The organism is Nonomuraea rosea (assembly GCF_039539705.1).
Lineage (GTDB): Bacteria > Actinomycetota > Actinomycetes > Streptosporangiales > Streptosporangiaceae > Nonomuraea > Nonomuraea rosea.
In genome coordinates this window covers 89,467-115,809 of sequence record NZ_BAABDQ010000045.1, presented here as the reverse complement: position 1 = coordinate 115,809, position 26,343 = coordinate 89,467, and the positions used below count along the sequence as shown (strand labels likewise).

Here is a 26,343-nt window from a genome sequence, read left to right as displayed (position 1 = left end):
GGTGACCCGTTTTTACCCACGAGTAGGCCCGGCATGCCCGCCGCGTGGCCAGAGGACCTTCACCAGGAGCCCCAAATGCGGGAACGCCTTGGGCGGGCGCGAGATCACCTCGTCCCGGTAGGCCTCGATGACGGCGGCGATCTGGCGGGCCAGCACGGTGTCCTCGATGCGGTCGAGATAGAGCGCCTGGCCGACCGGGGCGCCGAGACCCGCCTCGTCGCCCCGCATCAAGATGCCGGTGCCGCCGTCGACCAGCACGATCGCGTCCAGTTCGAGCCGTTCGGCCAGCTCGGCGTAGGCGGCCCTCAGCGGCTGGACGCCGACCTTGGGGAAGGCGTACCGCCCGCGCAGGGCCAGGGCCAGCGGGAGCCCGGCGTACACGTCGAAGCCCCCGCCCGCGCCTGCCACGAGAATCCGGCGGGACGTCTCAAGGCGGGCGGACAGGGGCGAGTCGAACATGCGTCACATCTTGCTATAGCGCTGCCTGAAGCGCTCGACGCGACCGGCGCTGTCCACGATGCGGCCGCGGCCGGTGTAGAAGGGGTGGCTGGCGGAGGAGACGTCCACGTCGATGACCGGGTAGGTCTGGCCGTCCGCCCACTCCACGGTCCTGTCGCTGGTCGCGGTGGAGCGGGTGAGGAAGGCGTACCCGACGCTCGGGTCACGGAAGACGACCGGACGGTACGCGGGGTGCAGGTTCTTTCTCATGCCCCCTGCAACCAGGTGACAACGGTTTTCATTCCCTGGATTCGGGGTCGAGTCCGAGCACTGTACGGCCGCCGTCCACGGGGATCGTCGCGCCGTTGACGAACGCCGCGTCGTCGGACAGGAGGTGGGCCACGACGGAGGCCACTTCGGCGGGGGTGGCGACGCGGCCGAGCGGATGGAGCGCGGCCAGCTGGTCTTCGACGGCCCTGGCCGCCTCGGGCTCCTGATCGGCCAGGAACGTCTCATACCGCTCCGTGGCCACCGAACCGGGCGCCACGGCGTTGACGCGGACGCCGCGCCTGCCGTACTCCACGGCCAGCGCCCTGGTCAGGCCCTCGATCGCGGCCTTCGACGTCGAGTAGGGCAGGCTTCCCGGCACCGCCCTGGTGGCCTGGTGCGAGGTGATGTTCACGATGGCGCCGGGGGTGCCGGCCGCGAGGAAGTGGCGCACGGCCACGGCACAGCCCACGACGGCCAGGTCCAAGTTCGCCGCGATCAGCGCCCTGACCTCGGCGATGGGGGAAGAATGGACGGAGGCGTCGCGGAACACGGCGGCGTTGTTGACCCAGCCCGCCAGGGTGCCCGACTCCTGGGCGAGGTCGGCGGCCCAGGCGGCGACCTCCTCGTCGGCCGCGTCGCCGATCAGCGGGACGACCCTGGGGCCCGCCCAGTCCAGGGCGGCGGGGTCGCGTTCGACGGCGACCACGGTGGCCTGCTCGCCGAGAAGCCGTTCGACCACGGCCTTTCCGATGCCACGTCCGCCGCCGGTCACCACGTAGGAAAGACTCATGACCACGACGCTAATGCGGTCTAGCGTGCGATTTCCGGTTTCGCCCGGTCTTACGTGACCTTTATCACCGTATTTCCGGGCGATGAACGGGAACGAATCCATCGTGATCGCCACCGCCGGCCCGAAGTCACCCGCGCGAATGATCGGCGCACTCGCGATCACCCAAACCGTCGGATACGGCGTGCTTTATTACGCTTTCTCTGTCTTTATCCCGCCGATGTCGAGGGACCTGCACGCCAGCGTCGCCACGCTCACCGGGGCCATCACGCTCGCCGTACTCGTGTCGGGGGTGGTGGCGCCGACCATCGGGCGATGGCTCGACCGGCACGGCGGGCGCGGGCTGATGACCGTGGGGTCGGTGGTGGGCGCCCTCGCGGTGCTGGCGTGGTCGCAGGTGCGTACCGTCGCGCAGTTGTACGTCGTGTGCGGCGTGCTGGGCGTGGCGTCGGCGATGGTGCTGTACGAGGCGGCGTTCGCGGTGATCGTGGCCTGGTTCGACGCGGCCCGGCGGGCGCGGGCGCTGCTGGCGGTGACGGTGGTGGCGGGCTTCGCCTCCAGCATCTTCCTGCCGCTGACGGGGCTCCTGGTGGATCGTTACGGGTGGCGGCAGGCGCTGGTCGTCCTGGCCGCCGGGTACGCGCTCACCACCGTGCCGCTGCACGCCCTGGCCGTGCGGAGCCGGGGAGCGCCCCCTCACGCGGACCGGCGCGCGATCGTCGGGACCGCGCTGCGTGAGCGGCCTTTCTGGCTGCTCGCCGCCGCCTTCCTCACGCAGACGGGGGCGGTGGCGGTCATGGGGGTGCTGCTGGTCACCTACCTGATCGCGCTCGGGCACGCGCCGTTGTTCGCCGCGGCGGTGGCCGGGCTGCTCGGGGTCCTCTCGGTGACGGGGCGGCTGGTCACGACCGGGCTGCAGGCGCGGTGGCGGGTCTCGCTGATCACCGCCGCCATGTTCGGCCTGCAGGGTCTGGCCGCCGTCCTGCTGCCGATCGTGGGCCGCAGCGTGCCGGGCGCCGTCGTGGCCGTGGTGCTGTTCGGGCTGGGGTTCGGGGTCGGCACGATCGCACGGCCCGCCCTCCTGGCCGATCGGTACGGGACATCCGCGTACGCGTCGCTGAGCGGGGCGCTCGCGCTGCCGATCACGGTGGCCAAGGCGGTGGCGCCACTGCTGGCAGCCGGGATCGCGCAGTTCGCGGGGTACCCGGCGGTCATGGGGGCGGTCGCGGCCGCCTGCGCCCTGGGCGCCCTCTCCCTGGTCGCCTACGACCGCCGCCCCCCTCCCACCCCCGCCTGAACCCCCGCATACCCGGCCAGGCGCCTTGCTGTGCCGGCCACCCCTGTGCGTTACTCGTCTCCGTGCAGCGTGGCCAGCACCTGCTCTCCGTATTTCGCCAGTTTGTTCTCGCCCACGCCGTTCACCCGGCTCAGCTCCACCAGCGAGGACGGCGACAGGGTCGCGATCTCCCGCAGCGTCGCATCGTGGAAGATGACGTACGCCGGAACGCCCTGCTCCTTCGCGGTGCCCGCGCGCCAGGCGCGGAGGCGTTCGAAGACCGGGGCGGCCTCCGCGGGCAGCTCGGCGGCCGGTTGCGCCGCCTTCGACGAGGCCGTCTTGACCCGAGCGGGACGGGGCGTCTCACGGCGCAGCAGCACCTCGCGCTGCCCGCGCAGCACCGCCGCGCTCTCGTCCGTCAGCACCAGGGCGCCGTAGTCGGTCTCCACCGCCAGCAACCCCTGCGCCAGCAGTTGCCGCACCACCCCGTGCCACTCCGTGTTGCCCAGCTCGGTCCCGATCCCGAACACGGTCATCGTCTCGTGCCCGTGCTGGAGCACCTTGGCGGTCTGCTTGCCGAGCAGGATGTCCACCACCTGCCCCACCCCGAACTTCTGCCGCCGCTCCCGCGCCAGCCGCAGCACGGTGGACAGGACCTTCTGGGCCACGACCGTCCCGTCCCACGACTCCGGAGGCGTCTGGCAGGTGTCGCAGTTGCCGCAGGGCTCGGAGCCCTTCTGGCCGAAGTAGTCGAGGAGCATCACCCGGCGGCAGGTCACGGTCTCGCACAGCGCGAGCATGGAGTCCAGGTGCTGCACCTGGCGCCGCCGGTGCGCGTCGTCGCCCTCCATGGCCATCCGCCGGTGCTGCACCACGTCCTGCAGGCCGTAGGCCATCCATGCGGTGGCGGGGGCCCCGTCGCGGCCGGCCCGCCCGGTCTCCTGGTAGTAGCCCTCCACCGACTTGGGCAGGTCGAGGTGGGCGACGAAACGGACGTCGGGCTTGTCGATGCCCATGCCGAACGCGATCGTGGCCACCACGATCAGCCCGTCCTCGCGCAGGAAGCGGGACTGGTGGGTGGCGCGGGTGCGGGCGTCGAGCCCCGCGTGGTACGGCACCGCCGCGATCCCGTTCTCCTGCAGGAACTCGGCGATCTTCTCCACCGAAGCACGCGACATGCAGTAGACGATGCCCGACTCGTCCGGATGCTCGGTGCGCAGGAACTCCAGCAACTGCCGCTTGGGCTCGGCCTTCGGCATGATGCGGTAGTGGATGTTGGGCCGGTCGAAGCTGGCGACGAAGTGGCGGGCCTGGTCGAGGCCGAGCCTGGTGGAGATCTCCGCATGGGTGGCCGGGGTCGCGGTCGCGGTCAGGGCGATGCGCGGCACGTCGGGCCAGCGTTCGTGCAGCTCGGAGAGGCCGAGGTAGTCGGGGCGGAAGTCGTGACCCCACTGCGCCACACAGTGGGCCTCGTCGATGGCGAACACCGAGATCTCACCCTTGGCCAGCAGCCGCATCGTGGCATCGACGCGCAGCCGCTCGGGGGCGAGGTAGAGCAGGTCGAGCTCGCCCGCCAGGAACGTGGCCTCGACGAGCTGGCGCTCGTCGAAGTCCTGCGTCGAGTTGAGGAACCCCGCTCGCACGCCCAAGGCCCGCAGCGCGTCCACCTGGTCCTGCATCAAGGCGATCAGCGGTGAGATGACCACGCCCACGCCGGGGCGCACCAAGGCGGGGATCTGGTAGCAGAGCGACTTTCCGCCGCCGGTGGGCATGAGGACGAGCGCGTCGCCTCCCGCCACGACATGGTCGATGATCTCCTGCTGACCCGCCCTGAACGCGTCATAGCCGAACACGCGGTGCAGGGCCTCGATGGGGGTATCCATGCGGCTACCTTACGTGTTCGGGGGCGGCTGTTTCGTCAGTTCGCCAACGGCGATCGCCGGGAGTCCCATCCCGTCCGGTCGGTCCCGGCACGGCACTCAAGGACCGGGGCCGGGGTCGCGGGGCCGGAGTCCGGTCGGTCCGGCTTCCTCCGGTGCGAGGGCCGGATCCGGGTGACCGGAGTCGGGTCGGTCCGGCTTCCTCCGGTGCGAGGGCCGGATCCGGGTGGCCGGAGTCGGGTCGGTCCGGCCTCCTCGGGCGCGATGAGCGAAGGTGGTGGTGGCGACGGCCGCACGAAGAACGGTCGTCGCCACCACGTTGGCCGGCCTGGTCGCGGCGGTCGGTTAGCCGTCCCGCTGACCGGGCCGGACGGGTCTCATCCGGCTGGCACGGCGCAGCTTGCGTGGTCGTCCTGCTGCGGCCGGTGCCCGCTTGCGATCTTCTCACCGTACCGGCCGGGCGTTGGTGCGTGCGTGGGAGGGGGCCGTGCCCGCGTGCGCGGACGGACGTGGCGTACAGGATGATCGTACGGCCTGTTCGCGGGAAATGCTGGATGGGCCCGGCTGTTGTGTCCTCTGGGCCGGTCAGGCGGGGTGGCGGCCGAGGTGGGCGAGGAGGTGGTCCTGCGCCGGGGCGTACGGCGGGACCGTCAGCGGCGGCGCGAACCGGGCCGGCCGGTCGGCGGGCGTGACGAACAGGTGGGCCAGGTCGAGCAGTTCCTCAGCCAGGAGGGGCGGGATCGGGTGGTGCTCGCCGCAGGCTCTGGCCACGTCCCAGGCGTGTACGGCGATCTCGATCGCGCCCACGGCGGCCACCATCGGGCTCGTCAGGTGGCGGTCGTCAATGGAGATCAGCTCGTCGGTGAGCGTGCCCGCCCACAGGCCGAGCGTCTCCGTCGCCCCGTCCCGGAGGAGGAGCGCCGACGGCGTGCGCGAGGCGGGCCGCCGCTGCCAGCCGATGTGGCCGGCAGCGGCCTCGTTCAGCGCCTGCAGGGAGTCGTTCATGTGGTCGAGCAGCATCTGCAGATTCCAGCCCGCGCACGGCGTGGGGCGGCAGAGCGCCGCCGGGCTCACGACGCGAAAGGAGCCGAGCGCGTAGTCGATCGCGCGCTCCAGCAGTGCCACACCTGCGACCAACGCCTGTCCCTGCGTGTTCATAGCGCCTCCTCGTAGATGGAGACCCACGGGCGCGGGAAAAATCATCGGCCCCGCGACGACTTCTTGGCGAGCGCCCGAACGCGTGCCGCACGCGTGCCCGAACGCGCGTCGCACGCGTGCCCGAACGCGCGTCGGAGTGGAAAGGTGCGCGCCTGCCGCTATTGGGCCGTTTCGTTGGGGAAAGTGAGCCTTACGCTGAGGGCCGGAGCGAAAGGATCTGCCATGAGCGTGCTCAGCAGACTGTTCGACCGTTATCTCGGGCTGCCGGAGCCCACGACACCCGACCTCGATGTCACCCGTGACCTGCGTGTTCCGATGCCCGACGGCGTCGTGCTGCTCGCCGACCGCTACCGTCCGCGCGGGTCCGGGCCGCTGCCCGTGGTCCTGATCCGGACCCCGTACGGCAAGCACAGGATCGACTCCAAGGCCACCGGACGTGTGCTGGCCAGTCGCGGCCTGCAGGTCGTGGTCCAGGACACCCGCGGCACGTTCGGCTCCAAAGGCCGCTTCTCGGCCTTCCACCAGGAGCGGGACGACGGGCTCTCGACGGCCGCCTGGCTGCGCGAGCAGCCCTGGTGCGACGGCAGGCTGGCGATGGCCGGGGCGAGCTACCTGGGATACACCCAGTGGGCGGTCGGCCCGCACCTCGATCCCCCGCTGGAGGCGATGTGCCTGGGGGTCACGGCGAGCGAGTTCACCACGACGTTCTATCCGGGCGGTGTTTTCGCCCTGCACAACATGCTGACCTGGACCGCGCTGATCGGCACGCAGGAGGAGGCGCCGCTCGGCGGCATGCTGCCCAGCCCGCGCCAGGCGCGCCGCCTGCGCCGGGCCATGGCGCACGTGCCGATCGACACCTCCGACGTGGCCGCGATCGGCAAGGAGGTGCCGTTCCTGCGTGAGGTGGCCGCGCACGCCGAGCCCGGCGACTCCTTCTGGGCCGACACCGACAACAGCGCCGCCGCCGCGAAGATGACCACTCCCACCAGCATGATCACCGGATGGTGGGATCTGTTCCTGCCCGCGCAGCTACGTGACTTCGCCACGTTGCGGGAGGCCGGGCGGCGCAGCCGGATCACGATCGGTCCGTGGGGGCACGATCTGGGCGCGCTGCGGGCGCAGGTGTCCGACCAGGTGTCGTGGCTCTCGGCGCACCTGCTCGGCGACACCGCCCAGCTCCACCGCTCGCCCGTACGGCTCTACCTGCAGCGCGCCGACCGGTGGCTCGACTTCGACCGGTGGCCGCCGCCGCAGTCCACGCCCACGCCGCTCTATCTGCTGCCCCATCGCGCGCTCGGCTGGGACCCGCCGGGCGAGGGCGGTCCCGACACCTTCACGTACGATCCCGCGCATCCCACCCGGTCGGTCGGCGGGCCGCTCCTGGCCATGCAGGAGGCCAAGCAGCGCGACAACCGGGACATCGAGGCGCGTTCCGACGTGCTGGTGTACACGAGCACGCCGCTCCCCCACGACCTCGACCTGATCGGTCCCGTCTCCGCGACCGTGCACGTGCGGACCGACACCGGGTACGCCGACGTCTTCGTACGGCTCTGCGACGTCGATCCCGCCGGGGTCTCGCGGAACGTCACCGATGGCATCCTCCGGCTCCCAGCGGGAAGCGAGGGGGTGACCAGGGCCGAGATCGAGTTGCATCCGACCGGGTACCGGTTCCTGCGCGGGCATCGGCTCCGGGTCCAGGTCGCGGGCGGGGCGTTCCCCAGGTACGCCCGTAACCACGGGACCGGGGAGCCGGTGGGGCGGGCCGTGCGGACCCGGGCGACGCGGTTCGAGATCTTCCATGATGCGGAGCACCCGTCGTCGGTGACGTTGCCCGTGCTCGGTGCTCCTTAGAGGATTCCGGAACCTCCTGGCCCGGAGCGGAGTAGAGAGGGCATGGAGGTTCGATGAGGGTGGTTCTGTTCACTGTGGCGCGCGGGATGCTGGTGGGAGGGGTGGCGGCGGCGATCGCCGCCGTGGCCGGATGCTCTGCCGGTGTCCTCGCGGCCGGGTCCGCACCAAGCCCGAGCGCGTCCGGGTCCGCTGCGCGCCCGAGTGCAGCCGAGCCCGCTGCGAGTGCGAGTCCGGAGGCCGGGACGGGCGATGGAGTGCGTCCTGTCGTCACCGGCACCGAGTGCGAAAGCGCTCCCGTGCGCTTGGGGCAGGGGTTTCCGGAGGTGCAGGGCATCGGCAGGGACGCCGAGGTGTGGGGGTTGCTGTTCGCGAAGAAGCCGCCGCTCTCCCGTGGCAAGGAGATCAAGATCGTGTGGCGGATGACCGGTGAGGGGCCGCTGTCGGTCAAGGCCACGCTCCCCGACGGCACCGCCGCCAAGCTCGCCTGGGGGCCCGAGCAGCACGGCGGGTCGAGCTGGCAGCGGCCAGGGGAGGAGTGGGGCACCGGGTTCGTGTTCCCGAAGCGGGGCTGCTGGAAGGTGGAGCTGACCCGCACACGCGGCTCCGGCCACGTCTGGCTGCCCGTCCGCTGACGATCAGTGGGTGAGCGCGCGGTCGATGAAGGCGGTCACGTCGTCCAGGACCTCGTCCTTGTTGGTCTCGTTGAAGACCTCGTGCCTGGCCCCCGGGTAGATCCGCTCGGTCAGGTCCGAGCCACGCACCGCCTCGATGCCGCCCCGGCTGGCGGGCAGCGGGACGAGCGCGTCCTCGTCCCCGTGCACCCACAGCGTCGGCAGCGCCCCGAACGTCCCGCCCTTGGCGATCGCGGCCAGCGTCGTCGCGAACGCCTCCAGCGTCGCGCGCTTGAACGGCCCGTGCCACACCAGCGGATAGAAGGTCGCCACGACGTCCGAAAACCGCCGACTTTCCGGCGGCGAACGGTGTTGTAGAGAGTATGAACATCTACACCACGATCGAGAGCCCGTTGGGCGAGATCCTGCTGGCAGGAGACGGCTCGGTGCTGACCCGCGTGTCGTTCGACGTGGGCGTGCCGGCCGGGTGGCGGCGGGAACCGCTCGCGTTCGCCGAGGCCGAGCGGCAGTTCGGCGAATACTTCGCGGGTGAGCGGACCGTCTTCGAGCTGCCCTTCGTCTCCCACGGCACCGAGTTCCAGGAGCGGGTGTGGGCCGAGGTCGCGGCGGTGCCGTACGGCGCCACCACCTCCTACGGCGCGATCGCCGCGCGCATCGGCGCGCCGCGCGACCGCATCCGCGCCGTCGGGGCCGCCATCGGCGCGAACCCGCTGCTCGTCCTGCGGCCCTGCCACCGCGTCGTCGCCGCCGACGGCGCCCTGACCGGGTACGCGGGCGGCCTCAGCCGCAAACACGACCTGCTCACGCTCGAAGGCGCGCTCCAGCCGCAGCTCTGGAGCGTGTCGTGAACGCCGAGCAGATGAGCCTGACCGAAGAAAACCGTTATGTCATGCCCGGCGCGCCGGCGACCGAGCAGGCCGCGAAGGTGGCCGCGGCCGACTGGGGGCAGCTGGCGGCGGAGGTCGACGCCGTCGGCTGCGCGCTGACGCCGCAGGTGCTGACGCCGGAGGAGTGCCGGGAGATCTCCGGCCTGTACGACAGCCCTGGCCTGTTCCGGTCCACGATCGACATGGAGCGCTATCGGTTCGGATCCGGCCAGTACCGGTATTTCGACCGGCCCTTCCCGTCCCTCGTCCAGGACCTGCGCGCGGCGTTCTACCCGTACCTGCTGCCGATCGCCCGCGACTGGGCGGCTCGGCTCGGCCAGTCCGCGCCCTGGCCGGACGACTTCGATGAGTGGCTCGACATGTGTCACCGGGCCGGGCAGCGCAAGCCGACGCCCATTCTCCTGCGCTACAAGCAGAACGACTGGAACGCCCTGCATCGCGACCTCTACGGGGACCTGGTGTTCCCGCTGCAGGTCGTGATCGGGCTCGACCGGCCGGGCGCGGACTACAACGGGGGGGAGTTCCTGCTGGTGGAGCAGCGGCCGCGGGCTCAGTCGCGCGGCACGGTGACGCTGCTGCCGCAGGGACACGGGCTGATCTTCACCACGCGGGACCGGCCGGTCCGGTCCTCTCGCGGCTGGTCGGCCTCGCCCGTACGACATGGTGTGAGCACCGTACGCTCCGGCCTGCGGCACACGCTCGGGCTGGTCTTCCACGACGCCTCATGACGTACACGCTGATCGGCGCGGACGGCCGCCCCTACGCCAGCCCGGTGCCCGGCTCGCTGGGCGGGCACCGGAAGGCCCGCCTGTACGGGCGGCTCGACTGCCCGTCGGCGCTGCGGGCCATCGCTCGCGGGGGATATGTCCGGCATCGGGTCTTCTTCGCCGACGCGGCGACCGCCCTGACGGCGGGCTACCGGCCGTGCGCGGCGTGCCTGCCCGAGGCGTACAGGAGCTGGCGGACCGCGCCCACCGCCGCCGAGCTGGGGAAGGTGATCGAGCTGGTACGCGCGCAGCGGGCGGGCGCCGTCGTGATCGGGCACGGCAGGGACGCCGCGAACGTAGCCCAGGCGTTCGCGGCCGCCTGGCCGGGCACCGTGCTCGCGGTGGTCGGCTGGCCCGAGGAGGCGGCGTCGTGGCTGCGGCAGGCCAGGCGGTTCGCGGCGGGCGAGCCGGACGCCTGGGTGGTGGCCGGCGCGCCGCTGGGGTGGGCCAGGATGAGCGAGCGGCTGCGGCGGAGCACGGACTGGGACCCGGCCCGTACGTACGGCTTCGCGTCCACCGCCCGCTCGGTCGCCCTGGCAGCGCCTGGGACACTGGAAGGCATGCGCGGAGCCGACCATGACGGGAACGGCTGGAAAATCGGCCGTAACGTGATATTTCGGGAACCATCGTGATCCCCCTCCCGATGCGGGAGATCGCGCCCGGCGCGGTGCACGTACCCGGCTGGCTGACCCTCGACGAGCAGCGCCACCTGGTGGCGGCGTGCCGCGACTGGGCCGCCGGCCCGGTGCCCATCCGGCACACCGTGCTCCCCAGAGGCGGCGTCATGTCCGTGCAGACGGTCTGCGTCGGGTGGCACTGGCGCCCGTACACCTACACGCGCGTCGCCGAGGACGTCAACGGCCGTCAGGTGGCCGGCTTCCCCGCCTGGCTCGGCGACCTGGGCCGCCGCGCCCTGGCCCGCGCGTACGGCCGCCCCGACGACGCCTACGACCCCGACACCGCGCTCGTCAACTTCTACGACGGCCAGGCGAAGATGGGCATGCACCAGGACAAGGACGAGAAGTCCGACGCCCCGGTGGTGTCACTGAGCATCGGCGACGCGTGCCTGTTCCGCTTCGGCAACACCGAGACGCGCGGTCGCCCGTACACCGACGTGCGGCTCGACTCCGGCGACCTGTTCGTGTTCGGGGGGCCGTCGCGGTTCGCCTATCACGGCGTGCCGAAGGTCTATCCGGGGACCGGCGACCCCGCCACGGGGCTCGCCTCCGGACGGCTCAACCTCACGATGCGGGTCACGGGGCTGCGATGACGTAGTCGAACTCGTCGTCGGAGAGCGTGCGCCGCAGGATCCGCAGCACCTTGCCCGGGTCGTCGTGCGGGCCCTGCATGTAGAAGGGCCTGCCGTCGCGGCCGAACGTGATCGCCGCGTCCCCCTCCCACTTGCCCAGCACGTCGGACACGGTCGCGAAGTCCTCGTGCGGCTCGAACCCGAGCGTGCGGGCGTAGTCGATGGACCCGAACACCAGGTGCTGGGCCAGCTCGATCGGCGCCTCCTGCCAGCCGGCGTACTCGCCGAAGAAGTATTCGCGGAAGCGCCGCAGGCCGCGCTCGTCGAGCACGTCGGGACCGATGGAGTTCTTCACCCCGAGGCAGTAGGCGTCGGCGAGGTAGCCGGCGACCGTCACCCTGTCCCAGGTGTGCCGCCTGGCGACGAGCACGCACACCATGCCCTCGATGCCCTCGGCGGCCGAGCCGGGCGCCTCGTCCACCCAGCCGCGAGCGGGATCGACGCCGAGCCGCGCGCTCCAGCCGGTGCTGATCCAGCACCCGGCCACCTCGGGCTCACCGGCACCCGCCAGCTCGGCGCTCTCCGCGCCGATGGCGCGCACGATCGGCGCCACGACCGACGGCGGCACCTTCAGCTCGCGGGCGATCTCCTTCGGGGAGCGGCCCTGACCGCGCAGCTCGCGTACCCGTTCCTTCAGTTCCGCAGAGTCCATCCGCGCAGCCTAGCGTCTGGGCGGCGGGCCGTGCGCTCAGCCGGTCAGGCGGTGCGCGAGCCAGGCGAGAGCCAGCGGGTAGCGGTATTCGATGCCGCCGTGACCGGCGTCGAAGAGCTCGAAATAGAGCCGCTCATCCGGTACGCCCGCCGCCTGCAGCGCCCGGCGGAACGCGACCGCGCCGGCGTCCAGGAAGTACTCGTCCCGGCTCCCTGCGTCCACCCAGATCGCCCGCATCGAGCGCAACGCCTCGGCGTAGCGCGGCTCGCCGGCCATCACGACGGGGTCGCGGGCCAGCCAGCGCCGCCACACCTCGGGCACGACCGCGCCGGTGTCGTCGAACGGCAGGTGCACGGTCCCGTCGTCGTCGGCGGAGTAGGCGGCCGCGTAGGCGTACACCTCCAGCAGTTCGAGGTCGCCCTCCTTGGTGCCCGCCAGCCGGGCGCGGAAGTCGGTGAAGAACGCGTCGTACGAGCCGTCGTACATGTCGCGCAGCCTGCGCGCCAGCCCGGGGAACGAGACCCTGGCGCTGACCTCGAACAACGCGTCCCCGGCATGGGTGGCCAGCGCCCCGAACACGTCGGGCGCCAGCATGGCGGTGACCATCGCCCCGTAGCCGCCGCTGGACTTGCCGGTGACGGCGCGGTGGTCGCGGCCGGCGATCGTGCGGTAGTGCTCGTCCACCCAGGGGACGACCTCGTCGCGCAGGTAGGAGTGGTAGCGGCCGGTGCCGGGCGAGTCGAGGAACTGGCTGCCGCCGAGCGAGGTCCACGCGTCCACGTACACGACGATGACGGGCGGGACGTCCCCGCCGGCGAACACGGCGTCCGCCAGCTCCGGGTAGGGCTGGCGGAACGGGGCCCTGTTCAGCCACATGGCGACGTGCCCGGTGTAGCCGAGCAGCACGTAGACGGACGGGTAGCGGCGATCAGGTTCGTCGTCGTAGCCGGGCGGCACGTACACCATCACCGGCCGCTCGTGCGGATCCCCCAGCGGGTTGCCGCGCAGCAGGTCGCTGACGATGACGTGGTGCTCCAGACGGCCGGCCAGCTCGGCGGACCAGGGCAGCATGGAATCTCCCTTCCTGAGGTGATGTAAGGGCTCAGCGGATCGACGAGGTCACGGTGTCCACGCCTGCCTGGGTGACGGCGCGCCCCGAGACCAGGACGAGGGTGAGGTTGCGCAGGTCGGCGAGGCGGTCGAGCGGATCGCCCGCGACCGCGATCAGGTCGGCGCGCTTGCCCGCCTCCAGGCTGCCGGTGACCGCGCCGAGCCCGATCGCGTCGGCGGCCCGTACGGTGGCCAGCTCGATGATCTCCGCGTTCCCGAACCCCGCCTCCGCGAACGCCTCCAGCCCGCCGACGTAGCCGTCCATGCGGTTCTCGATGCCCGCGACCGCGAACCCGGCGTCGGTCCCCGCGATCAGCCGGACCCCCGCGTCCCGCATGGTGGCGACCCCGCGCAGCCACGCCTCGATCGTCTCGGTCCCGAGCACGTCGCGCGAGCGCCAGATCACCCCGTGCACGGTCGGGCAGACGTACGTGCCGCCGGCCGCGACCAGGTCGACCAGCTTGGCGTCGTAGCGGTGACCCGACGGGGTGAAGAACGAACAGTGCTCGATGGTGGACACACCGGCCTCGACGGCGCTCTGGATCGACACGGCCGCGTGCGCGTGCGCCGCCACGCCCTTGCCGCGCGTCGCCGCCTCCTCCACGACCACGCGCAGGTGCTCGGTGGTGTATTGAGGCACCCAGCTCGGCGGCGCGCCCGGCGTCATCTGGCCGCCCGAGGCCATCACCTTCAGGCAGTCGGCGCCCGCCCGCAGGTTCTCCCTGGCCACGCGGCGGATGGCGGGCTCGTCGTCGGCCTCGCCGCCCATGTACCAGCAGTGGCCGCCGGTGATGGTGATGGGCCTGGTCGCGGCCACGATGTGCGGCCCGACGGCCAGGCCCTCCTCGATCGCGTCGCGCAGGGCCAGGTCGAGGAAGCCGCGCGCGCCGAGGTCGCGGGCGGTGGTGACGCCCGCCGCCACGAGCTTGCGCGCGTTCTCGGCCATCCGCAGCAGCAGGTGCCGGTCGCTCTCCTGACTGCGCCGCGTCACCGGATCGACCTTGTCGTCGAACCCCAGGTGCACGTGCGCGTCGATCATCCCGGGCAGCACCGTGTGGCCGGGCAGCTCGACGATCTCCCCCACCTCCCCCGCGCTGCCGCGCGGGCCCACCGAAACGATCGTGTCACCGTCGACGAGCACCTCGCCCTCCGCGATGACCTCTCCGGGACGTCCCGTGAGCACCTTTGCGGCGCGGATGATCCTCATGGCGTCCACACTGTCACGCGCCTAAAGGCCACGAGAAGGGGATCGTAAGCCCGGCGCGGCACCTTGGAGTCATCGACCACGACCGCGAAGGACGACGAAATGACCCAGACCGCCGAATACGACATCACCCGCGTCTTCAACGCCCCCCGTGAGCTGGTGTGGGCCTCCTGGACCGAGCCCGAGCGCTTCTCCCGCTGGTTCGGGCCCGAGTCGCTGGCCACGCCGGTGGGCCGGATCACCCTGGACGCCCGGCCCGGCGGGATCTGGCGGGCCTCGCTGCTGGGCGACGAGGGGTTCGAGGTGACGCTCGACGGCACGTACCGGGAGGTGGAGGCGCCGCGGCGGCTGGTGTTCACCACCGGCGACCCGGACCGGCCCGGGGACGCGCCCGCGTCCGTGGTGACGATCCACTTCGTGGAGACGGACGGCAAGACCGAGATGCGCTTCCACCAGTACGGCGTCAACACCGACCAGGAGCACGCCGAGCAGGCCAGGTCGGGCTGGATCGAGTTCTTCGACCGCCTCGCCGCCCAGGTCGAGTAGCGCCCGCTGGGCGGCCCCGCGGTCAGTGCAGCAGGTCCTGCGCCTCGTCGAGCTTGCGGGCGGCGCCTTCCTCGTACGCCGCCGCGAACGCCGCCTCCCCTAGCGCGTCCCGCACCCTGGCCGTGATGCGATCGACCTCCTCCCGCTCCGACGGCCCCGCCGGAGTCTGGTGGTGCTCCCTGGCCGCGGCCGCCAGCCCCAGCAGCCTGGCGGCCTGCTCGGTCGCGCCCGAGGCCGACGCCGCGCCCTCCACCGCGCCCGCCATCGTCCGGGGGTCGCCGACCTTCCGCCCCGCGGCCAGCGCCTCCATGTGCAGGTCCAGGGCCGCGGCCGGATCGCCGCGCAGCTCGGTGAGGTGGCCGAGCTCGATGAGCGTGGACGGCACGTGCATGAGGGGATCGAGGTCGGGGCCGCGCGGCACGCCGTCGAGCAGGTGGTGCAGGTGCGTCTCCGCCAGGTCGAGGCGTCCCGCCCGGCGCGCGGAGAAGGCCAGGCCCATCTCGGCCATGGTCTCGCCCTCCTTGTAGCCCTGGTCGGCGGCCAGCTTCATGGCGCGTTCGCACAGCTCGATGGCGCGGTCGTACTCGCAGCTCTGCAGCGCGATCCAGCCCAGCCAGGCGATCCGCGTGGCCACCTGGGACCAGAGCCCGAGGTCCTCGGCCATCCGCAGGCCCTCGCCGAACAGCCGCCTGGCCTCCTCCGCGTCGTTCCGCATCTCGGCCAGCCCGCCCAGCCACTCGGTGGCCTGCAGCAGCCCCCAGCGGTCGCCGAGCTCGGTGAACAGGCGCGCGCTCTCCCCGCCGATCCGCTCCAGCGCCTCGTTGTCGCGCTGGGTGAACGCGTCCCTGGCCTGCCTGCTGAGCGCGGCGGCGATGCCCCAGCGGTCCCCGACGGCCCTGAACGTGGTCAGCGCCTTGCGCACCAGCTCCTGGCCGGTCGGCATGTCGTGGATGTGCATGCTGACGAACAGCTCGGCCCTGGCCCGCTCACCGGGATCGTCGATCGCCTCCAGCGCCGGCCGCCAGTCGAACTGCTCGCCCAGCAGCAGCGTGAACCCGGCCTGCCAGGCCGCCGCCCTGTCCATCGAGGGGGCGCGTACCGAGGTGCCCGTCCCTTCGATGGACAGCGCGGTCACCAGGGAGCGCCGGCCCTCGGCCAGCCTGCCGCGCAGGACCCAGTACCAGGCCAGCGCGTTCACCAGGCGGGCCGCGTCGTCGCCGGCCCGCTGGGCGATCGCGGTGTCCAGGGCGGCCCGCATGTTGGCCGCCTCGGCGTCCAGGCGCAGCAGCCACTCCCGCTGCCCGTGCCCGTACAGCTCGGGCTCGGCCGCCTCGGCCAGCTGCACGTAGTGGCGCAGGTGCGCGAGGCGTACGCGATCGGCCTCGCCGGCGTCGGCCAGCCGGGCCAGGCAGTACTCCGACACCGATTCGAGCAGCCGGTACCTGACGCCGGCCGGGGCGTCGATCACGACCACGAGCGACCTGTCGACCAGGCGGGCCAGCAGGTCCAGCACGTCGAGCCCCGCCTCCGCGCCGACGGCCTCGGCCGACTCCAGCGTGCAGCCGTCGGCGTGCACGGCCAGGCGGCGCAGCACGAGACGTTCGTCGTCGGACAGCAGGTCCCAGCTCCAGTCGATCACCGCGGTCAGCGTCTGCTGACGGGCGGGAGCGCCACGCTGCCCGGAGGCCAGCAGCCGGAACCTGTCGTCCAGCCGGTCCACCACGCCGTGCACGCCGAGCGCCCGCACCCGGGTCGCGGCCAGCTCCAGCGCCAGCGGGATGCCGTCGAGCCGCTTGCAGAGCTGCGCGACGGCCTGCGCGTTCCCCGAGTCGAGCGCGAAGCCCCTGGCGGAGGCGGCGGCGCGGATCACGAACAATCGGACCGCGTCCGAGCGGGCCATCGCCGCCAGGTCGGCCGTGGAGGGCACGCCGAGCGGGGGCACGCTCCACAGCACCTCGCCGTCCACGGCCAGCGGCTCCCTGCTCGTGGCCAGGATCCGCAGGCCCGGACAGGCGCGCAGGAGCAGCTCGACCAGCTCGGCGACCTGCTCGACCACGTGTTCGCAGTTGTCCAGCACCAGCAGCATCCGCCGGGGCTTGAGCGCGGCGGCGAGCTGCCCGGCGGCGGCGCCCGAGCTCGCGTCCTCCCTGATGTCCAGGGCCGCCATCGCGGCCTCGACCGGGGTACGGGACGCCTGGTCCAGCGCCACCAGCCAGGCGCCGTCCGCGAAGTCGTCGACCAGGCGGTTCGCCGTCTCCAGCGCCAGCCGGGTCTTGCCGACCCCGCCGCTGCCGGTGAGCGTCACCAGCCGCTCGTCCCCGGCCAGCGCGCACAGCTCGGCGAGCGCCTCGTCCCGGCCGACCAGCTTGCTGACGGGGGCGGGCAGGTTCGTCACGGGACGCTCCGCGGGGACGCTCAGCGCCGGGTCCTGCCCGAGGATCGCCTGGTGCAGCGCGACCAGCTCGGGCCCGGGATCGAGCCCGAGCTCGTCGGCCAGCCGCTCACGCAGCTCGCCGTAACCGGCCAGGGCCTCACTCTGCCGCCCCGCGCGGTAAAGAGCCCGCATGTGTACGGCCCGCAGCCGCTCCCTGAGCGGATGCCTGGCCACCAGGTCGCCCAGCTCGCCCACGAGCAGCCCGTGCTCGCCCAGCTCCAGCCGCACCTCGGCGTGCTGCTCCAGCGCCGACAGCCGCTGCTCCTCCAGCCGGAGCACGGCCGACCTGGTGTACTCCTCGTCCGCGAAGTCGGCGAACGCCGGCCCCCGCCACAGGGCCAGCGCGTCGGCCAGCAGCCCCGCCCTGGTCCTGGGGCTGTCGGCGGCCTCGGCCTTCGACAGCAGGCCGGCGAACCTGACCGCGTCCACGGCGTCCTCGTCCGCGCGCAGCAGGTAGCCCGGGGCCCGGGAGACGACCAGGTTCTTGGCGCCGGGTTCGGCGTCTTCGAGCGCCTTGCGCAGCTGCGAGACGCGGACCTGGAGCGCGCCCGCCGGGTTGGCCGGCGCGTCCTCGCCCCACAGGTCGTCGACCAGGCGGTCCACGGAGACCGGGTGGCCCTCGTGGACGAGCAGGTCCGCCAGCAGCGCCCGTACTTTGAGACCGGGAACCGTCACGGTCTCCCCGGCGTCCGTCCACACGGCCAGCGGCCCCAGCACCCCAAAACGCATGCCCGTCACCCTATGTGCGGCTTTGAGCCCACGAGAAGCGCAGGGCGCCATCGCGCGCCCGGCATCCCGGCTTATGTAGTGCGCGGGTTATGTGGTGCGCGGGGCCTTTCTCGCGGAGCCGCGGTAGCGGTCGGCGTCGTAGCGGCGGTCGTTGTCGTCCAGCTTGGCCTCCGCCGCGGCCATCAGGTCCACGCCCAGCACGTCCGCCAGGCGGATCAGGTAGAGGGTCACGTCGCCCAGCTCGGTACGCATCCGGGCGAGCGCGTCGGGCCCCGGGCTCCTGGACTCCTCGGCGGTGAGCCACTGGAACTCCGCCACCAGCTCCCCCACCTCGCCCGCCAGCGCCATCGCCAGGTTCTTCGGCGTGTGGAACTGCTCCCATTCCCGCACCTGGGCGAACTCCCGCAGGCGCGCGGCAAGGTGCTCCAACTCCGTCGTCACGTCACAGGACCCTACCGAGCCACGGCTGTATCTTGCTGAAGATGAATGGGGTCGAGCTGTTCCTTTTGGGCCGGACGCTGATGAAGATCGGCGAGGAGGCCATGCCGAGCGAGGGCATCGGCGAGCACTCCACGAGCGTGCGCACGGTCCTGATCGTGGTGAGCGACCTGCGCGGCCACCCCGGCACGACCGTGGGCGAGATCGCCGCCCGCACGGGCCTGCCGCAGAGCGCCGTGTCCGCCTCCATCTCGCGGTTGCGCGCGGTGGACGCGGTGATCACCGAGACCGATCCCAAGGACCGGCGCCGGACGATCATCCGCGAGGCTCCTGAGATCTCCGAACGCGTGACGCAGGTCAGGGACACGCCGATCGACGCCGCACTGGCCGCCGCGCTGGGCACCGAGGACCCCGCACGCGTGAGCGAGACGGTGGCGGCCCTGGAGGAGCTCGCGTCGCGGCTGATCCCGGGGTCGCGCATTTAGTCCATCAGACTTGATACATCAATTCTGATGGACTATGGTGTTCTCCATGACCTCAGAAACCTTGACCGTGCCGGGCGGCAACCTCTACTACGAGCTTCGCGGGACGGGACCGCTCCTCCTGATCTCCCAGAGTGGCGAGGGCGACGCCAGTCGCAGCGTGGATCTGGTCGATCAGCTCCAGGACGCGTACACAGTGATCACGTACGACCGGCGCGGGCTCAGCCGCAGCACCATCGACGACCCGGGCGCGGGGGTGAGCGTGCGGCAGCACGCGGACGACGTGCACCGGCTCCTGGCCCACGTCACCGACCAGCCTGTGATCATGCTCGGCCAGAGCCTGGGCGCCTCCATCGGGCTCCACCTCGCCGTCGCGCACCCCGAACAGCTCAGCCTGCTCATCGCCCACGAGCCCGTCTCGCCCTGGCTGCTGCCCGCGGCCGTCCGGGACCGGCACCGCGCCGAGCTGTCGGAGCTGCGCGCGCTCTACCTGGACGAGGGCCTGCCCGCGGCGTTGAAGGAGGTGCCGCGCGTGCTCGGCATCACCTCGGACGCCGAGCCGGATCTGACGCCGCAGCCCATGACGCCCCAGCGGCAGGCGAACTTCGACGTCTTCCTCAGGCACGACTTCGCCGCCGTCATCGAGGACGAGCTCGACCTGACGGGATGCCGTACGCGGATCATGCCCGCGGCCGGGCTGAGCACCCCGCCCACCGTCTTCGACCACCAGTGCGCCGTCGCGCTGGCCGAGCTGCTGGGCACGGAGCTGGTGCGGATGCCGGGCGGCCACAACGGCAACACCAGCCACCCCCGCGCCTACGCGGCCCGCCTCCGCGAACTACTCACCACGGCCGACATCCGCTGACCCCTGCCCCTACTGCGTGGCGTCCTTGAGCAGCCCGCGCAGCCGCTCCACGGGCTCGGGATCGCCGGTGAAACTCAGCGCTCCACCGTCCACCCGCCCCCACAGCCACAACAACACGTCATGCGGCGTCCCAGAAATCGACGCCGAAATCGACGCCGCGGCCGGACCGCCGCCACCCCGCGCGATCTCGACCCCGGACGCTCCCGGACGCACCAGCCAGCGCTCCGCCCCCGCCTCGATCGACACCGCGCGGCCGTCCGCGCCGGTGAGGCGGTCGCCGAGCTCTTCGGGCCACTTGTCGGCGACATAAGCGAGGCAGACCACGAGCACCTCGTCGATGCCGTCGAGGGCCAGGTCGTCGGGGATCGGCGCGATGGATTCGCCGGCCGCCAGCTCGGCGTCCACCCGGTGCACCACCGTCTCCTGCGCCATCCTGCGGATCCAGAAGCCGACCGTCTGGTCGGGGTCGTACCAGGTGAGGGTCTTGTCCTGCGGCGTGCGCGCGGCGAACTCGGCGCGCAGCTCGGCGACGCCCCGGTCGAGGTAGGCGGCCGGCCCTGCCGGGTCGGGCGCCGGCGGCCACGGGTCGGGCCAGGCGTCCTTGCGCATCATCTCGACCTTGTGCAGGTAGACCTCGGCGATGTGGTGGACGAGGTCGGTGGCGGTCCAGCCGGGACAGCTGGGCACCGCCGCGCCCAGATCACGGGTGGCGGTCTCGCGCAATCGCGCGAAGTCCAGCTCGAACAGCTCCAGATATCGGTCCGCATCCATGCCGTGCCCCTTCCCTGCCGGCCCGACCGCCGTCATCCGGCAGCCTCGGACGTCCAGCATCCTTCCACAAATAGCGCAGGTGTTCGAGTCGATGTTGTTCCTCCTCGCCGAGGACCTGAAGACGAGGGCCCCGAACCTGTACGCTTCCGCGCGTGTCCGAATTATCGGTACCCGGCTACGAGATCAAGGGCGTACTAGGGCAAGGCGGCTTCGGCGTCGTGTACCTGGCCCTGCAGACGGCCGTGGGCCGCGAGGTCGCGCTCAAGGTCGACAACCGGGTCCTGCTGTCCGACCGCGACAGGCGGCGGTTCATGCGCGAGGTCACGGCGGCCGGCGCGCTGTCGGGCCATCCGCACGTGGTCCCCGTCTACGACGCGGGCCTGCTGCCGGACGGCCGGCCGTACATGGTGCTCGAACTGTGCCCCGGCGGCTCGCTGTCGGGCCGTCTCCTCTCCCCCGCGGAGGCCCGTGACGTCGGCGTGCGCATCGCCGACGCGCTGGCCGCCGCGCACGCGCAGGGCGTGCTGCACAGGGACGTGAAGCCGGGCAACATCCTGCTGAACCGCTACGGCCAGGTGGCGTTGTCCGACTTCGGCCTGGCCACCATGCCCGCGACCGGCCCAGAAGCCTCCGTGACGCGCGAGTCGCTGACCCCTTCCTACGCGCCGCCCGAAGCGTTCGAGCTGGCCGAGCCGACCCCGGCCGGCGACGTGTACGCGCTGGCGGGCACCGTGTACGCCCTGCTCTCCGGCCGGCCGCCGCGTTTCCCGGCGAGCGGCGTACCGAATCTGGCGATGATCCTCGCCCTGCACCGTCTGCCCGTCCCCGACATCCCCGGGGTGCCGCCGGAGCTGACCGCCGTACTGCGCCAGGCGCTGGCGAGCGACCTGCGCGTCCGTACGCCCAGCGCGGAAGCCTTCCGCAACGCCCTGGCCGCCGTCCCCCTCACCTCTCCCCCACCGCCGCACGCCGCCTTCTTCCCGCCGCCCCCATCCACCTCTGGCCCCGTGTCCCCGCCCAGCGGCCCGCCATCCCCGCACATCCCCAGCCATGCGAGCCCCCACCGGCCGATCTCCACACCCACGACCCCACCGCCGGGCAGCCAGCCGGACACCCGGCCCCCCGCCAGGCACGGCGCCTCCAAGGCCCTGATCTCCATCGCCGCCGCCGTGGGCCTGGTGATCTCGATCGGCGTGGGCGTGATCGTCTACTCCTACCTCACCCACGAACCGAACTCCCCGCAGGCCTCACCCGGCGACACCACGGCCGCCACCGCCACCCCCGGGACGACGAAGAAGAAGACGACGCCGTTCACCGGCCTGGACACCTACACCCAGGACTGCCCGGCCGCCAAGGTGCCCGGCGCCGCGGCGGCCTGCGTACGGGAGTCGGAATGCTGGGGCGGCCTGGTCATCATCGCGGGCGACACCAAGGCCAGACGGGTCGGCTGCGAGGAGACGCACTCGTGGGAGACGTTCGCGGTTGCCCCGATCCCCTCGGACGCCGACACCTACGTCCAGCAGGACCTCGCCAAGCACCCGACGGTGAAACGGACCTGCAGCCGAGCGGTCCTGCTCGCCACCAGGACCGGCACGGCCAAGACCCTCGGCGCCGCCGGCTGGATCGCCGACGTCATGCCACCGTCCCAGGCCCAGTTCGAGAACGGGACGCGCTTCTACCGCTGCATCGCCGGCCGCTCAGGCCAGGAGCCCCGCAAGTCCTTCTTCCACTAAACCTTCAGCCCACGACCACAGCTCGGGTCGATTTGATTTGATGACACGATAATGGTGTCATCAAGTCGTGTTGTATGGAGTGCCGAAACTCAGTCCTGCCGACCTTCTCGCACTGGAGGAGATCGAGCAGCTGCGTCACGACGTATGCCTGCGCCTCCACCCGCAAGAGCAGTGGACGAAGCAGCTCCGCAGAAGCCTCACAGCCAGGGCGATCGTGGGCTCCAACACGATCGAGGGGTACGCGGCCTCGGTCGACGACGTCGAAGCGCTGATGGCCGGGGCAGCCCCCCTGGAGACCAGCGACGCGACTCGCAGGGTGCTCGAGAACTATCAGCGGGCGACGACGTACATCCAGGCGCTCTCCGACGCCCGAGAGGAGTTCACCTACGATCTGGGCCTGCTGAACGGCCTGCACTTCATGATCCAGGAGCACCACCGGAGAAAGCGGCCGGGCCGGCTCCGGCAAGGGCCGGTCTACGTCACCAGTCCCGAGGACCCTGCCGTCTTCGCCTACACCGGACCAGATCATCAATTGGTCGCCGGTCTCATGCACGAGCTGATCCAGTGGCTGAACGAAGGCGACCTCGATGCCCCCGTTCACGTCCGGGCCTCGATGGCCCATCTCAACCTGGTGAAAATCCTTCCATGGGCCAATGGGAACGGGCGGATGTCCCGGGCGCTGTCCACGCTGGTATTCGCCAGAGAAGCACTGCTGCCCCCGGAATTCTCCTCCATCGAAGAATGGCTCGGCAGGGGACACAACACCTACTCCTATTACCAAATCCTGGAAGAGGTCGGTGGTCCGGTGTGGAGCCCCCACCGGACCATTCATGCGTGGATCACGTTTTGCCTGCGTGCCCACCATGTACAGGCCCAGCAGGCGAAACGCCGGGTTGACCTGCTGAGCCGGGCCTGGGCGGCGTTGTCGGAAGCGGCCACCGCCGACGGACTCGACGAGCGAACCGTCTTCGCCCTCCTGCCCGCCTTCTGGGAATCACGTGTCCGGCGTACCGTTTACCAGCAAGACGCCGAGTTGAGCTCGCAGCAAGCGATCAGAGACATTCGAGAAATGTGCCGCCTGAACTGGCTGATACCCCAAGGGCAGGCAAGGGGCCGCTATTACGTGGCCGGCCCCGCGATGCATCCCATTCTCGAGTCCGTCAAGCAATCGTCGAAGCCCTACTCCGACCCCTATCGGCGAAACTCCTGATCAAGGACTACCCGGCGTAAGGGCCGTAGCGGCTCCAGGCGATGGTGGCCGTGGCGGCGAACAGCACGGCGTTGACCACGATCGCCGCGGGCTCCTTGCGGCGCAGGTGGGTCAGGGCGGCCAGCACCATGATCAGGGCCAGGCCGGTCGCCGCCACAGGCGTGAGGACGGGGGCGATGCCGGTGGCGGCGGGCAGGATGAGCCCGAGCGCGGCGAGCAGCTCGGTGAGCCCGATGAAGCGGACGGTGCCGCGGGAGAAGTCGGCCGTCCACGGCAGCGCGGGTTCGAGCCGCTCCTTGGGCCGGGTGGACTTCATGGTCCCCAGTACGGCGAACAGAGCCGCCAGGACCGCTTGCAGGATCCACAGAAACACGTTCATGATCTACCGGTTCCTCATCGTTCGACCAGGTCAAGGGAGTGGGATCTAGTAACGGCCGAGGGTGCCACGGCGCTTGGCGAGGTGTTCGAGCCGCCCGAACACCACGGCCCCTGCGGCCACGATGAGCAGCGGCTGGACGAGCAGCCAGCCGAGCCCCCAGCCGGTCGGGAGCGCGGTCAGGGAGTGGCCGCCGAGCAGGATGTCGCGCATGGCCTCGACGCCCGGCGCGACCGGGACCAGCAGCCGGCTGACGAAGGCGATCGGGTCGGGCATGGCGGCCAGGGGCACCAGGGTGCCGCCGGCGATGGCGTACCCGGCCACGGACAGCTGCGTGATGATCTCGATGCGCTTGAACACCAGGGTCAGCCCGCACAGGACGAGCGCCAGCCCGCAGGTGCCCAGCACGATCGCGGCCAGCGGTACGAGCACCTGCGCGTCGAAGGGAGGCACGCCGCCCTGCAGCACGATCGCGACGGCGCCGGTGGCGAGCACGGCGAGCGCGGTGGGCAGGGCCGCGACCACGGCGGCGACCTGCCGGCCGAGGATGAGCGCGGCCGAGGGCAGCGGGGTGAGATACGTCTGTTCCAGCACACCCGATTGGATGTCGCCCAGATAGCCCCAGAACACCCGGTTCACCTGCTCGTGGATGAACGTCAGGGCCACCATGCCGAGCAGCACCGGCAGCAGCAGCTCGGCACGCAGCTGCCCGCGTCCCATGAACAGCACGATCAGCAGGTAGAACACCGGGAAAGTGATCATCTCCAGCAGCGCTTCCCGCCATCCGGCGACGAACCCGAGCAGACCCTTGCGAACCTCTGCGGCGAAGCCGGAGGCGAATGTCATGACCACTCCTGCAGCGCTCGGCGGTGATTGCGGACGAACAGCGCCCCGCTGACGGCGGCGAGCACGACGGTGTGGGCGATCAGCCAGGGCAGCGTGCCGCCGCTCCAGATCTCACCCAGCGACCGGCCGTCGAAGAGCGTCTGGGTGAGCGCCTCGATGCCCAGGGTCGTGGGCAGCAGCCTGGCCAGGCCGGCCAGCCAGTCCGGATAGAACGACAGCGGCAGGAACGCCCCGTTGAGCAGCAGCACCAGCGAGGTGAACAGCGACTGCAAGGCGCCGATCATCGGGGTGCGCAGGGCGAGGGCGGCCATCAGGAACGTGAAGGCCAGCGCGTTGGCCCCGAGCAGCAGGGCCGGCGGGATCGCCGCCCAGCGCAGCGGGATCGTGATCCCGGCCACCGCCATCGGGACCAGGGCGGCCACCGCGGCCACCGCCAGCCCGAACACCGAGGCGGTGATCAGCCGGCCGAGCATCGGCAGCCAGATCGGCGCCGGCGTCATCTGCGCCTGCGCGAACGTGCCCGCCCGCAGCTCCTCGACGAGGTCGGCCACCATGACCAGCGCGGCGTACTGCAGGAACCAGTAGCCGCCGATCGCGATCAGGGTCTGCGGCAGCAGGTCCGCCCGTAGCTGCCCCTGGCCCATGACGAACTGCAGGCCCAGATACATCATGGTGCTGATCAGCAGCGTGATGACGTGGCCGAGCGGGTGCGCCAGCTGGACGCGCAGGCCCTTGCCGATCTCCGCGCCCAGGACGTCAAGCATGGGACGGCTCGTTCACGAGGGCGAGGAACACGTCCTCCAGATCGGGCTGGACCTGGGTCAGCGACTCCAGGACCGCGCCGTGGGCGCGCAGGCGGTCGACCACGGCGTACACCTCGGCCGGATCGCTCACCCGCACGCTGATCGTGCTCACGCCCTCGCCTGCCACGGCGTCGAACCCGGGCGGCGCGGCTCCTTCGACGCGGATCTCGTACCTGTCCCGTTCGCGGAAGCTCGCCAGCAGGTCGCGCGTGGGCAGGTCCGACACGAGCCGCCCCTTGCGCATGACGGCCACCCGGTCGCACAGCTCCTGGACCACGTCGAGCTGATGGGTGGTGAGCAGGATGGTGGTGCCCAGCTCACGGGACAGCTCGGCGATCCACCGCTTGACCGTGTGGGTGGCCTCGACGTCCAGGCCGAGCGTCGGCTCGTCCAGCAGCACGATCGGCGGGCCGGCGATCAGTGCGGCGGCGATCGCGACCTTCTGCTGCATGCCGCGCGAGAAGCCGCCGACCTTGTCGTCGCGGCGCTCCCACAGGCCGAGCTCGGTCAGCAGGTCGCGGGCGCGGTCCTTGATCTGGGCCTTGCGCATGCCTTTGAGCCGGCCGAAATACATCAGGTTCTGCCAGGCCGACAGGCTCCAGTAGACGTTGCGCGAGCCCTCCAGCACCGCGCCGAACTGCGCCATCGCGGCCGAACGCTTGCGGACGACGTCGTGGCCGCCCAGCCGTACCCGTCCTGAGGTGGGGGTCAGCAGGCCGGCCAGCATCTTGATGGTGGTGGTCTTGCCGGCGCCGTTCGGTCCGAGGAAGCCGAAGACCGATCCGGCGGGCACGCTCAGCGACACCTCGTCGACCGCTCGGACCTGGGCCGAGCCGTACACCTTGGTCAACGCCTCGATTTCGATCATGTCGTTCTCCCGATTCTGGAA

Annotated in this window: 28 protein-coding genes; 12 read left to right on the top strand and 16 right to left on the bottom strand. The window is 71.5% G+C overall.

The annotated features are described in order from the left end of the window. Positions 1-12: 12 nt before the first annotated feature. The 3 genes from ABEA43_RS56235 to ABEA43_RS56225 are packed head-to-tail and all read right to left on the bottom strand — an operon-like array spanning position 13 to position 1,498. On the bottom strand, positions 13-459 hold the full coding sequence (locus ABEA43_RS56235; RefSeq protein WP_345575580.1) for a DUF1152 domain-containing protein: 447 nt from the start codon (positions 457-459) through the stop codon (positions 13-15). Positions 460-462: 3 nt separating this feature from the next. After that, complete coding sequence (locus ABEA43_RS56230) at positions 463-708, bottom strand: type B 50S ribosomal protein L31 (protein WP_345575579.1); 246 nt, start codon at positions 706-708, stop codon at positions 463-465. A gap of 28 nt (positions 709-736) precedes the next feature. After that, positions 737-1,498, bottom strand: a complete 762-nt coding sequence (locus ABEA43_RS56225; RefSeq protein ID WP_345575577.1) for an SDR family NAD(P)-dependent oxidoreductase — start codon at positions 1,496-1,498, stop codon at positions 737-739. 82 nt (positions 1,499-1,580) lie between these two features. Here ABEA43_RS56225 and ABEA43_RS56220 point away from each other — a divergent pair, with 82 nt between their 5' ends. Continuing rightward, on the top strand, positions 1,581-2,792 hold the full coding sequence (locus ABEA43_RS56220) for an MFS transporter (RefSeq protein ID WP_345575575.1): 1,212 nt from the start codon (positions 1,581-1,583) through the stop codon (positions 2,790-2,792). Positions 2,793-2,842: 50 nt separating this feature from the next. On the opposite strand, the gene recQ is transcribed toward ABEA43_RS56220, so the two are convergent. Both recQ and ABEA43_RS56210 read right to left on the bottom strand, forming a co-directional pair. Beyond that, positions 2,843-4,654 (bottom strand): DNA helicase RecQ, encoded by a 1,812-nt coding sequence (gene recQ, locus ABEA43_RS56215; RefSeq protein ID WP_345575573.1) that lies wholly within the window; start codon positions 4,652-4,654, stop codon positions 2,843-2,845. 582 nt (positions 4,655-5,236) lie between these two features. After that, a complete protein-coding gene (locus tag ABEA43_RS56210; RefSeq protein ID WP_345575571.1) occupies positions 5,237-5,809 on the bottom strand; it encodes a TIGR03086 family metal-binding protein in 573 nt (190 codons plus the stop codon). Between the two features lie 222 nt (positions 5,810-6,031). Here ABEA43_RS56210 and ABEA43_RS56205 point away from each other — a divergent pair, with 222 nt between their 5' ends. Together ABEA43_RS56205 and ABEA43_RS56200 are read left to right on the top strand one after the other, a co-directional pair. Next, complete coding sequence (locus ABEA43_RS56205) at positions 6,032-7,660, top strand: CocE/NonD family hydrolase (RefSeq protein WP_345575569.1); 1,629 nt, start codon at positions 6,032-6,034, stop codon at positions 7,658-7,660. Between the two features lie 296 nt (positions 7,661-7,956). Next, entirely contained in the window at positions 7,957-8,292 is a 336-nt protein-coding gene (locus ABEA43_RS56200) for a hypothetical protein (protein ID WP_345575567.1), read from the top strand. Positions 8,293-8,295: 3 nt separating this feature from the next. Here the strand turns inward: ABEA43_RS56200 and ABEA43_RS56195 are convergent, their stop codons facing one another. Then, positions 8,296-8,604 carry an alpha/beta hydrolase gene (locus tag ABEA43_RS56195; protein WP_345575565.1) on the bottom strand — a complete coding sequence of 103 codons (309 nt, stop codon included), beginning with the start codon at positions 8,602-8,604 and terminating at the stop codon, positions 8,296-8,298. 50 nt (positions 8,605-8,654) lie between these two features. Here ABEA43_RS56195 and ABEA43_RS56190 point away from each other — a divergent pair, with 50 nt between their 5' ends. From ABEA43_RS56190 to ABEA43_RS56175, 4 genes are read left to right on the top strand one after another with little or no spacing between them, the layout of a single operon-like run. Next, positions 8,655-9,140 carry a methylated-DNA--[protein]-cysteine S-methyltransferase gene (locus tag ABEA43_RS56190; RefSeq protein ID WP_345575563.1) on the top strand — a complete coding sequence of 162 codons (486 nt, stop codon included), beginning with the start codon at positions 8,655-8,657 and terminating at the stop codon, positions 9,138-9,140. After that, on the top strand, positions 9,137-9,907 hold the full coding sequence (locus ABEA43_RS56185) for a 2OG-Fe(II) oxygenase (RefSeq protein WP_345575561.1): 771 nt from the start codon (positions 9,137-9,139) through the stop codon (positions 9,905-9,907). The genes ABEA43_RS56190 and ABEA43_RS56185 overlap by 4 nt, the downstream gene beginning before the upstream one ends. After that, positions 9,904-10,578: an Ada metal-binding domain-containing protein gene (locus ABEA43_RS56180; protein ID WP_345575559.1), complete on the top strand. Its 675-nt coding sequence runs from the start codon at positions 9,904-9,906 to the stop codon at positions 10,576-10,578. Before ABEA43_RS56185 ends, ABEA43_RS56180 begins: the two co-directional genes overlap by 4 nt. Then, on the top strand, positions 10,572-11,216 hold the full coding sequence (locus tag ABEA43_RS56175; protein ID WP_425570625.1) for an alpha-ketoglutarate-dependent dioxygenase AlkB family protein: 645 nt from the start codon (positions 10,572-10,574) through the stop codon (positions 11,214-11,216). The genes ABEA43_RS56180 and ABEA43_RS56175 overlap by 7 nt, the downstream gene beginning before the upstream one ends. Here the strand turns inward: ABEA43_RS56175 and ABEA43_RS56170 are convergent. Genes ABEA43_RS56170 through ABEA43_RS56160 form a run of 3 tightly spaced genes read right to left on the bottom strand, consistent with a single transcriptional unit; the run spans position 11,200 to position 14,224 of the window. Next, complete coding sequence (locus ABEA43_RS56170) at positions 11,200-11,907, bottom strand: helix-turn-helix domain-containing protein (RefSeq protein WP_345575557.1); 708 nt, start codon at positions 11,905-11,907, stop codon at positions 11,200-11,202. The two genes, ABEA43_RS56175 and ABEA43_RS56170, sit on opposite strands and share 17 nt — an antisense overlap. A 36-nt stretch (positions 11,908-11,943) precedes the next feature. Then, positions 11,944-12,978 carry an alpha/beta hydrolase gene (locus ABEA43_RS56165; protein WP_345575555.1) on the bottom strand — a complete coding sequence of 345 codons (1,035 nt, stop codon included), beginning with the start codon at positions 12,976-12,978 and terminating at the stop codon, positions 11,944-11,946. A gap of 31 nt (positions 12,979-13,009) precedes the next feature. Next, positions 13,010-14,224, bottom strand: coding sequence for an amidohydrolase family protein (locus ABEA43_RS56160; protein WP_345575552.1), 1,215 nt, complete (start codon positions 14,222-14,224; stop codon positions 13,010-13,012). Between the two features lie 99 nt (positions 14,225-14,323). Here ABEA43_RS56160 and ABEA43_RS56155 point away from each other — a divergent pair, with 99 nt between their 5' ends. Further along, a complete protein-coding gene (locus tag ABEA43_RS56155) occupies positions 14,324-14,767 on the top strand; it encodes an SRPBCC family protein (RefSeq protein WP_345575550.1) in 444 nt (147 codons plus the stop codon). A 22-nt stretch (positions 14,768-14,789) separates the two neighbouring features. On the opposite strand, the gene ABEA43_RS56150 is transcribed toward ABEA43_RS56155, so the two are convergent. Further along, positions 14,790-17,930, bottom strand: coding sequence for an AfsR/SARP family transcriptional regulator (locus ABEA43_RS56150; RefSeq protein WP_345575548.1), 3,141 nt, complete (start codon positions 17,928-17,930; stop codon positions 14,790-14,792). 87 nt (positions 17,931-18,017) lie between these two features. Continuing rightward, positions 18,018-18,371 carry a nucleotide pyrophosphohydrolase gene (locus ABEA43_RS56145; RefSeq protein WP_345575546.1) on the bottom strand — a complete coding sequence of 118 codons (354 nt, stop codon included), beginning with the start codon at positions 18,369-18,371 and terminating at the stop codon, positions 18,018-18,020. A gap of 41 nt (positions 18,372-18,412) precedes the next feature. On the opposite strand from ABEA43_RS56145, the gene ABEA43_RS56140 reads away from it, so the two are divergent. Together ABEA43_RS56140 and ABEA43_RS56135 are read left to right on the top strand one after the other, a co-directional pair. Then, on the top strand, positions 18,413-18,853 hold the full coding sequence (locus ABEA43_RS56140) for a MarR family winged helix-turn-helix transcriptional regulator (protein ID WP_345575544.1): 441 nt from the start codon (positions 18,413-18,415) through the stop codon (positions 18,851-18,853). A 46-nt stretch (positions 18,854-18,899) separates the two neighbouring features. Next, a complete protein-coding gene (locus ABEA43_RS56135; protein WP_345575542.1) occupies positions 18,900-19,715 on the top strand; it encodes an alpha/beta fold hydrolase in 816 nt (271 codons plus the stop codon). 9 nt (positions 19,716-19,724) lie between these two features. Here ABEA43_RS56135 and ABEA43_RS56130 read toward each other — a convergent pair whose 3' ends face one another. Continuing rightward, positions 19,725-20,486 (bottom strand): maleylpyruvate isomerase N-terminal domain-containing protein, encoded by a 762-nt coding sequence (locus ABEA43_RS56130; RefSeq protein ID WP_345575540.1) that lies wholly within the window; start codon positions 20,484-20,486, stop codon positions 19,725-19,727. Positions 20,487-20,638: 152 nt separating this feature from the next. On the opposite strand from ABEA43_RS56130, the gene ABEA43_RS56125 reads away from it, so the two are divergent. Next, entirely contained in the window at positions 20,639-22,219 is a 1,581-nt protein-coding gene (locus ABEA43_RS56125) for a serine/threonine-protein kinase (protein ID WP_345575538.1), read from the top strand. Positions 22,220-22,286: 67 nt separating this feature from the next. Further along, on the top strand, positions 22,287-23,429 hold the full coding sequence (locus ABEA43_RS56120) for a Fic family protein (protein ID WP_345575536.1): 1,143 nt from the start codon (positions 22,287-22,289) through the stop codon (positions 23,427-23,429). A gap of 7 nt (positions 23,430-23,436) precedes the next feature. Here the strand turns inward: ABEA43_RS56120 and ABEA43_RS56115 are convergent, their stop codons facing one another. From ABEA43_RS56115 to ABEA43_RS56100, 4 genes are read right to left on the bottom strand one after another with little or no spacing between them, the layout of a single operon-like run. After that, positions 23,437-23,808, bottom strand: a complete 372-nt coding sequence (locus ABEA43_RS56115; RefSeq protein ID WP_345575533.1) for a DoxX family protein — start codon at positions 23,806-23,808, stop codon at positions 23,437-23,439. A gap of 45 nt (positions 23,809-23,853) precedes the next feature. Next, positions 23,854-24,651: an ABC transporter permease gene (locus ABEA43_RS56110; protein WP_345575531.1), complete on the bottom strand. Its 798-nt coding sequence runs from the start codon at positions 24,649-24,651 to the stop codon at positions 23,854-23,856. Next, the gene (locus ABEA43_RS56105) at positions 24,648-25,415 is read right to left on the bottom strand and encodes an ABC transporter permease (protein ID WP_345575528.1); all 768 of its coding nucleotides are present in this window, start codon (positions 25,413-25,415) and stop codon (positions 24,648-24,650) included. The genes ABEA43_RS56110 and ABEA43_RS56105 overlap by 4 nt, the downstream gene beginning before the upstream one ends. Beyond that, positions 25,408-26,322, bottom strand: a complete 915-nt coding sequence (locus ABEA43_RS56100; RefSeq protein ID WP_345575526.1) for an ABC transporter ATP-binding protein — start codon at positions 26,320-26,322, stop codon at positions 25,408-25,410. The genes ABEA43_RS56105 and ABEA43_RS56100 overlap by 8 nt, the downstream gene beginning before the upstream one ends. Between the last annotated feature and the right edge of the window lie 21 nt (positions 26,323-26,343).

Bases quoted from the DNA above. Each gene is read 5' to 3' on its own strand.
- ABEA43_RS56115 (WP_345575533.1), bottom strand. From the start codon at position 23,808: ATGAACGTGTTTCTGTGGATCCTGCAAGCGGTCCTGGCGGCTCTGTTC.
- ABEA43_RS56160 (WP_345575552.1), bottom strand. From the start codon at position 14,224: ATGAGGATCATCCGCGCCGCAAAGGTGCTCACGGGACGTCCCGGAGAG.
- ABEA43_RS56190 (WP_345575563.1), top strand. From the start codon at position 8,655: ATGAACATCTACACCACGATCGAGAGCCCGTTGGGCGAGATCCTGCTG.
- ABEA43_RS56220 (WP_345575575.1), top strand. From the start codon at position 1,581: ATGAACGGGAACGAATCCATCGTGATCGCCACCGCCGGCCCGAAGTCA.
- ABEA43_RS56135 (WP_345575542.1), top strand. From the start codon at position 18,900: ATGACCTCAGAAACCTTGACCGTGCCGGGCGGCAACCTCTACTACGAG.
- ABEA43_RS56180 (WP_345575559.1), top strand. From the start codon at position 9,904: ATGACGTACACGCTGATCGGCGCGGACGGCCGCCCCTACGCCAGCCCG.
- ABEA43_RS56170 (WP_345575557.1), bottom strand. From the start codon at position 11,907: ATGGACTCTGCGGAACTGAAGGAACGGGTACGCGAGCTGCGCGGTCAG.
- ABEA43_RS56150 (WP_345575548.1), bottom strand. From the start codon at position 17,930: ATGCGTTTTGGGGTGCTGGGGCCGCTGGCCGTGTGGACGGACGCCGGG.
- ABEA43_RS56165 (WP_345575555.1), bottom strand. From the start codon at position 12,978: ATGCTGCCCTGGTCCGCCGAGCTGGCCGGCCGTCTGGAGCACCACGTC.
- ABEA43_RS56225 (WP_345575577.1), bottom strand. From the start codon at position 1,498: ATGAGTCTTTCCTACGTGGTGACCGGCGGCGGACGTGGCATCGGAAAG.
- ABEA43_RS56155 (WP_345575550.1), top strand. From the start codon at position 14,324: ATGACCCAGACCGCCGAATACGACATCACCCGCGTCTTCAACGCCCCC.
- ABEA43_RS56110 (WP_345575531.1), bottom strand. From the start codon at position 24,651: ATGACATTCGCCTCCGGCTTCGCCGCAGAGGTTCGCAAGGGTCTGCTC.
- ABEA43_RS56140 (WP_345575544.1), top strand. From the start codon at position 18,413: ATGAATGGGGTCGAGCTGTTCCTTTTGGGCCGGACGCTGATGAAGATC.
- ABEA43_RS56210 (WP_345575571.1), bottom strand. From the start codon at position 5,809: ATGAACACGCAGGGACAGGCGTTGGTCGCAGGTGTGGCACTGCTGGAG.
- ABEA43_RS56105 (WP_345575528.1), bottom strand. From the start codon at position 25,415: ATGCTTGACGTCCTGGGCGCGGAGATCGGCAAGGGCCTGCGCGTCCAG.
- ABEA43_RS56235 (WP_345575580.1), bottom strand. From the start codon at position 459: ATGTTCGACTCGCCCCTGTCCGCCCGCCTTGAGACGTCCCGCCGGATT.
- recQ (WP_345575573.1), bottom strand. From the start codon at position 4,654: ATGGATACCCCCATCGAGGCCCTGCACCGCGTGTTCGGCTATGACGCG.
- ABEA43_RS56205 (WP_345575569.1), top strand. From the start codon at position 6,032: ATGAGCGTGCTCAGCAGACTGTTCGACCGTTATCTCGGGCTGCCGGAG.
- ABEA43_RS56130 (WP_345575540.1), bottom strand. From the start codon at position 20,486: ATGGATGCGGACCGATATCTGGAGCTGTTCGAGCTGGACTTCGCGCGA.
- ABEA43_RS56100 (WP_345575526.1), bottom strand. From the start codon at position 26,322: ATGATCGAAATCGAGGCGTTGACCAAGGTGTACGGCTCGGCCCAGGTC.
- ABEA43_RS56230 (WP_345575579.1), bottom strand. From the start codon at position 708: ATGAGAAAGAACCTGCACCCCGCGTACCGTCCGGTCGTCTTCCGTGAC.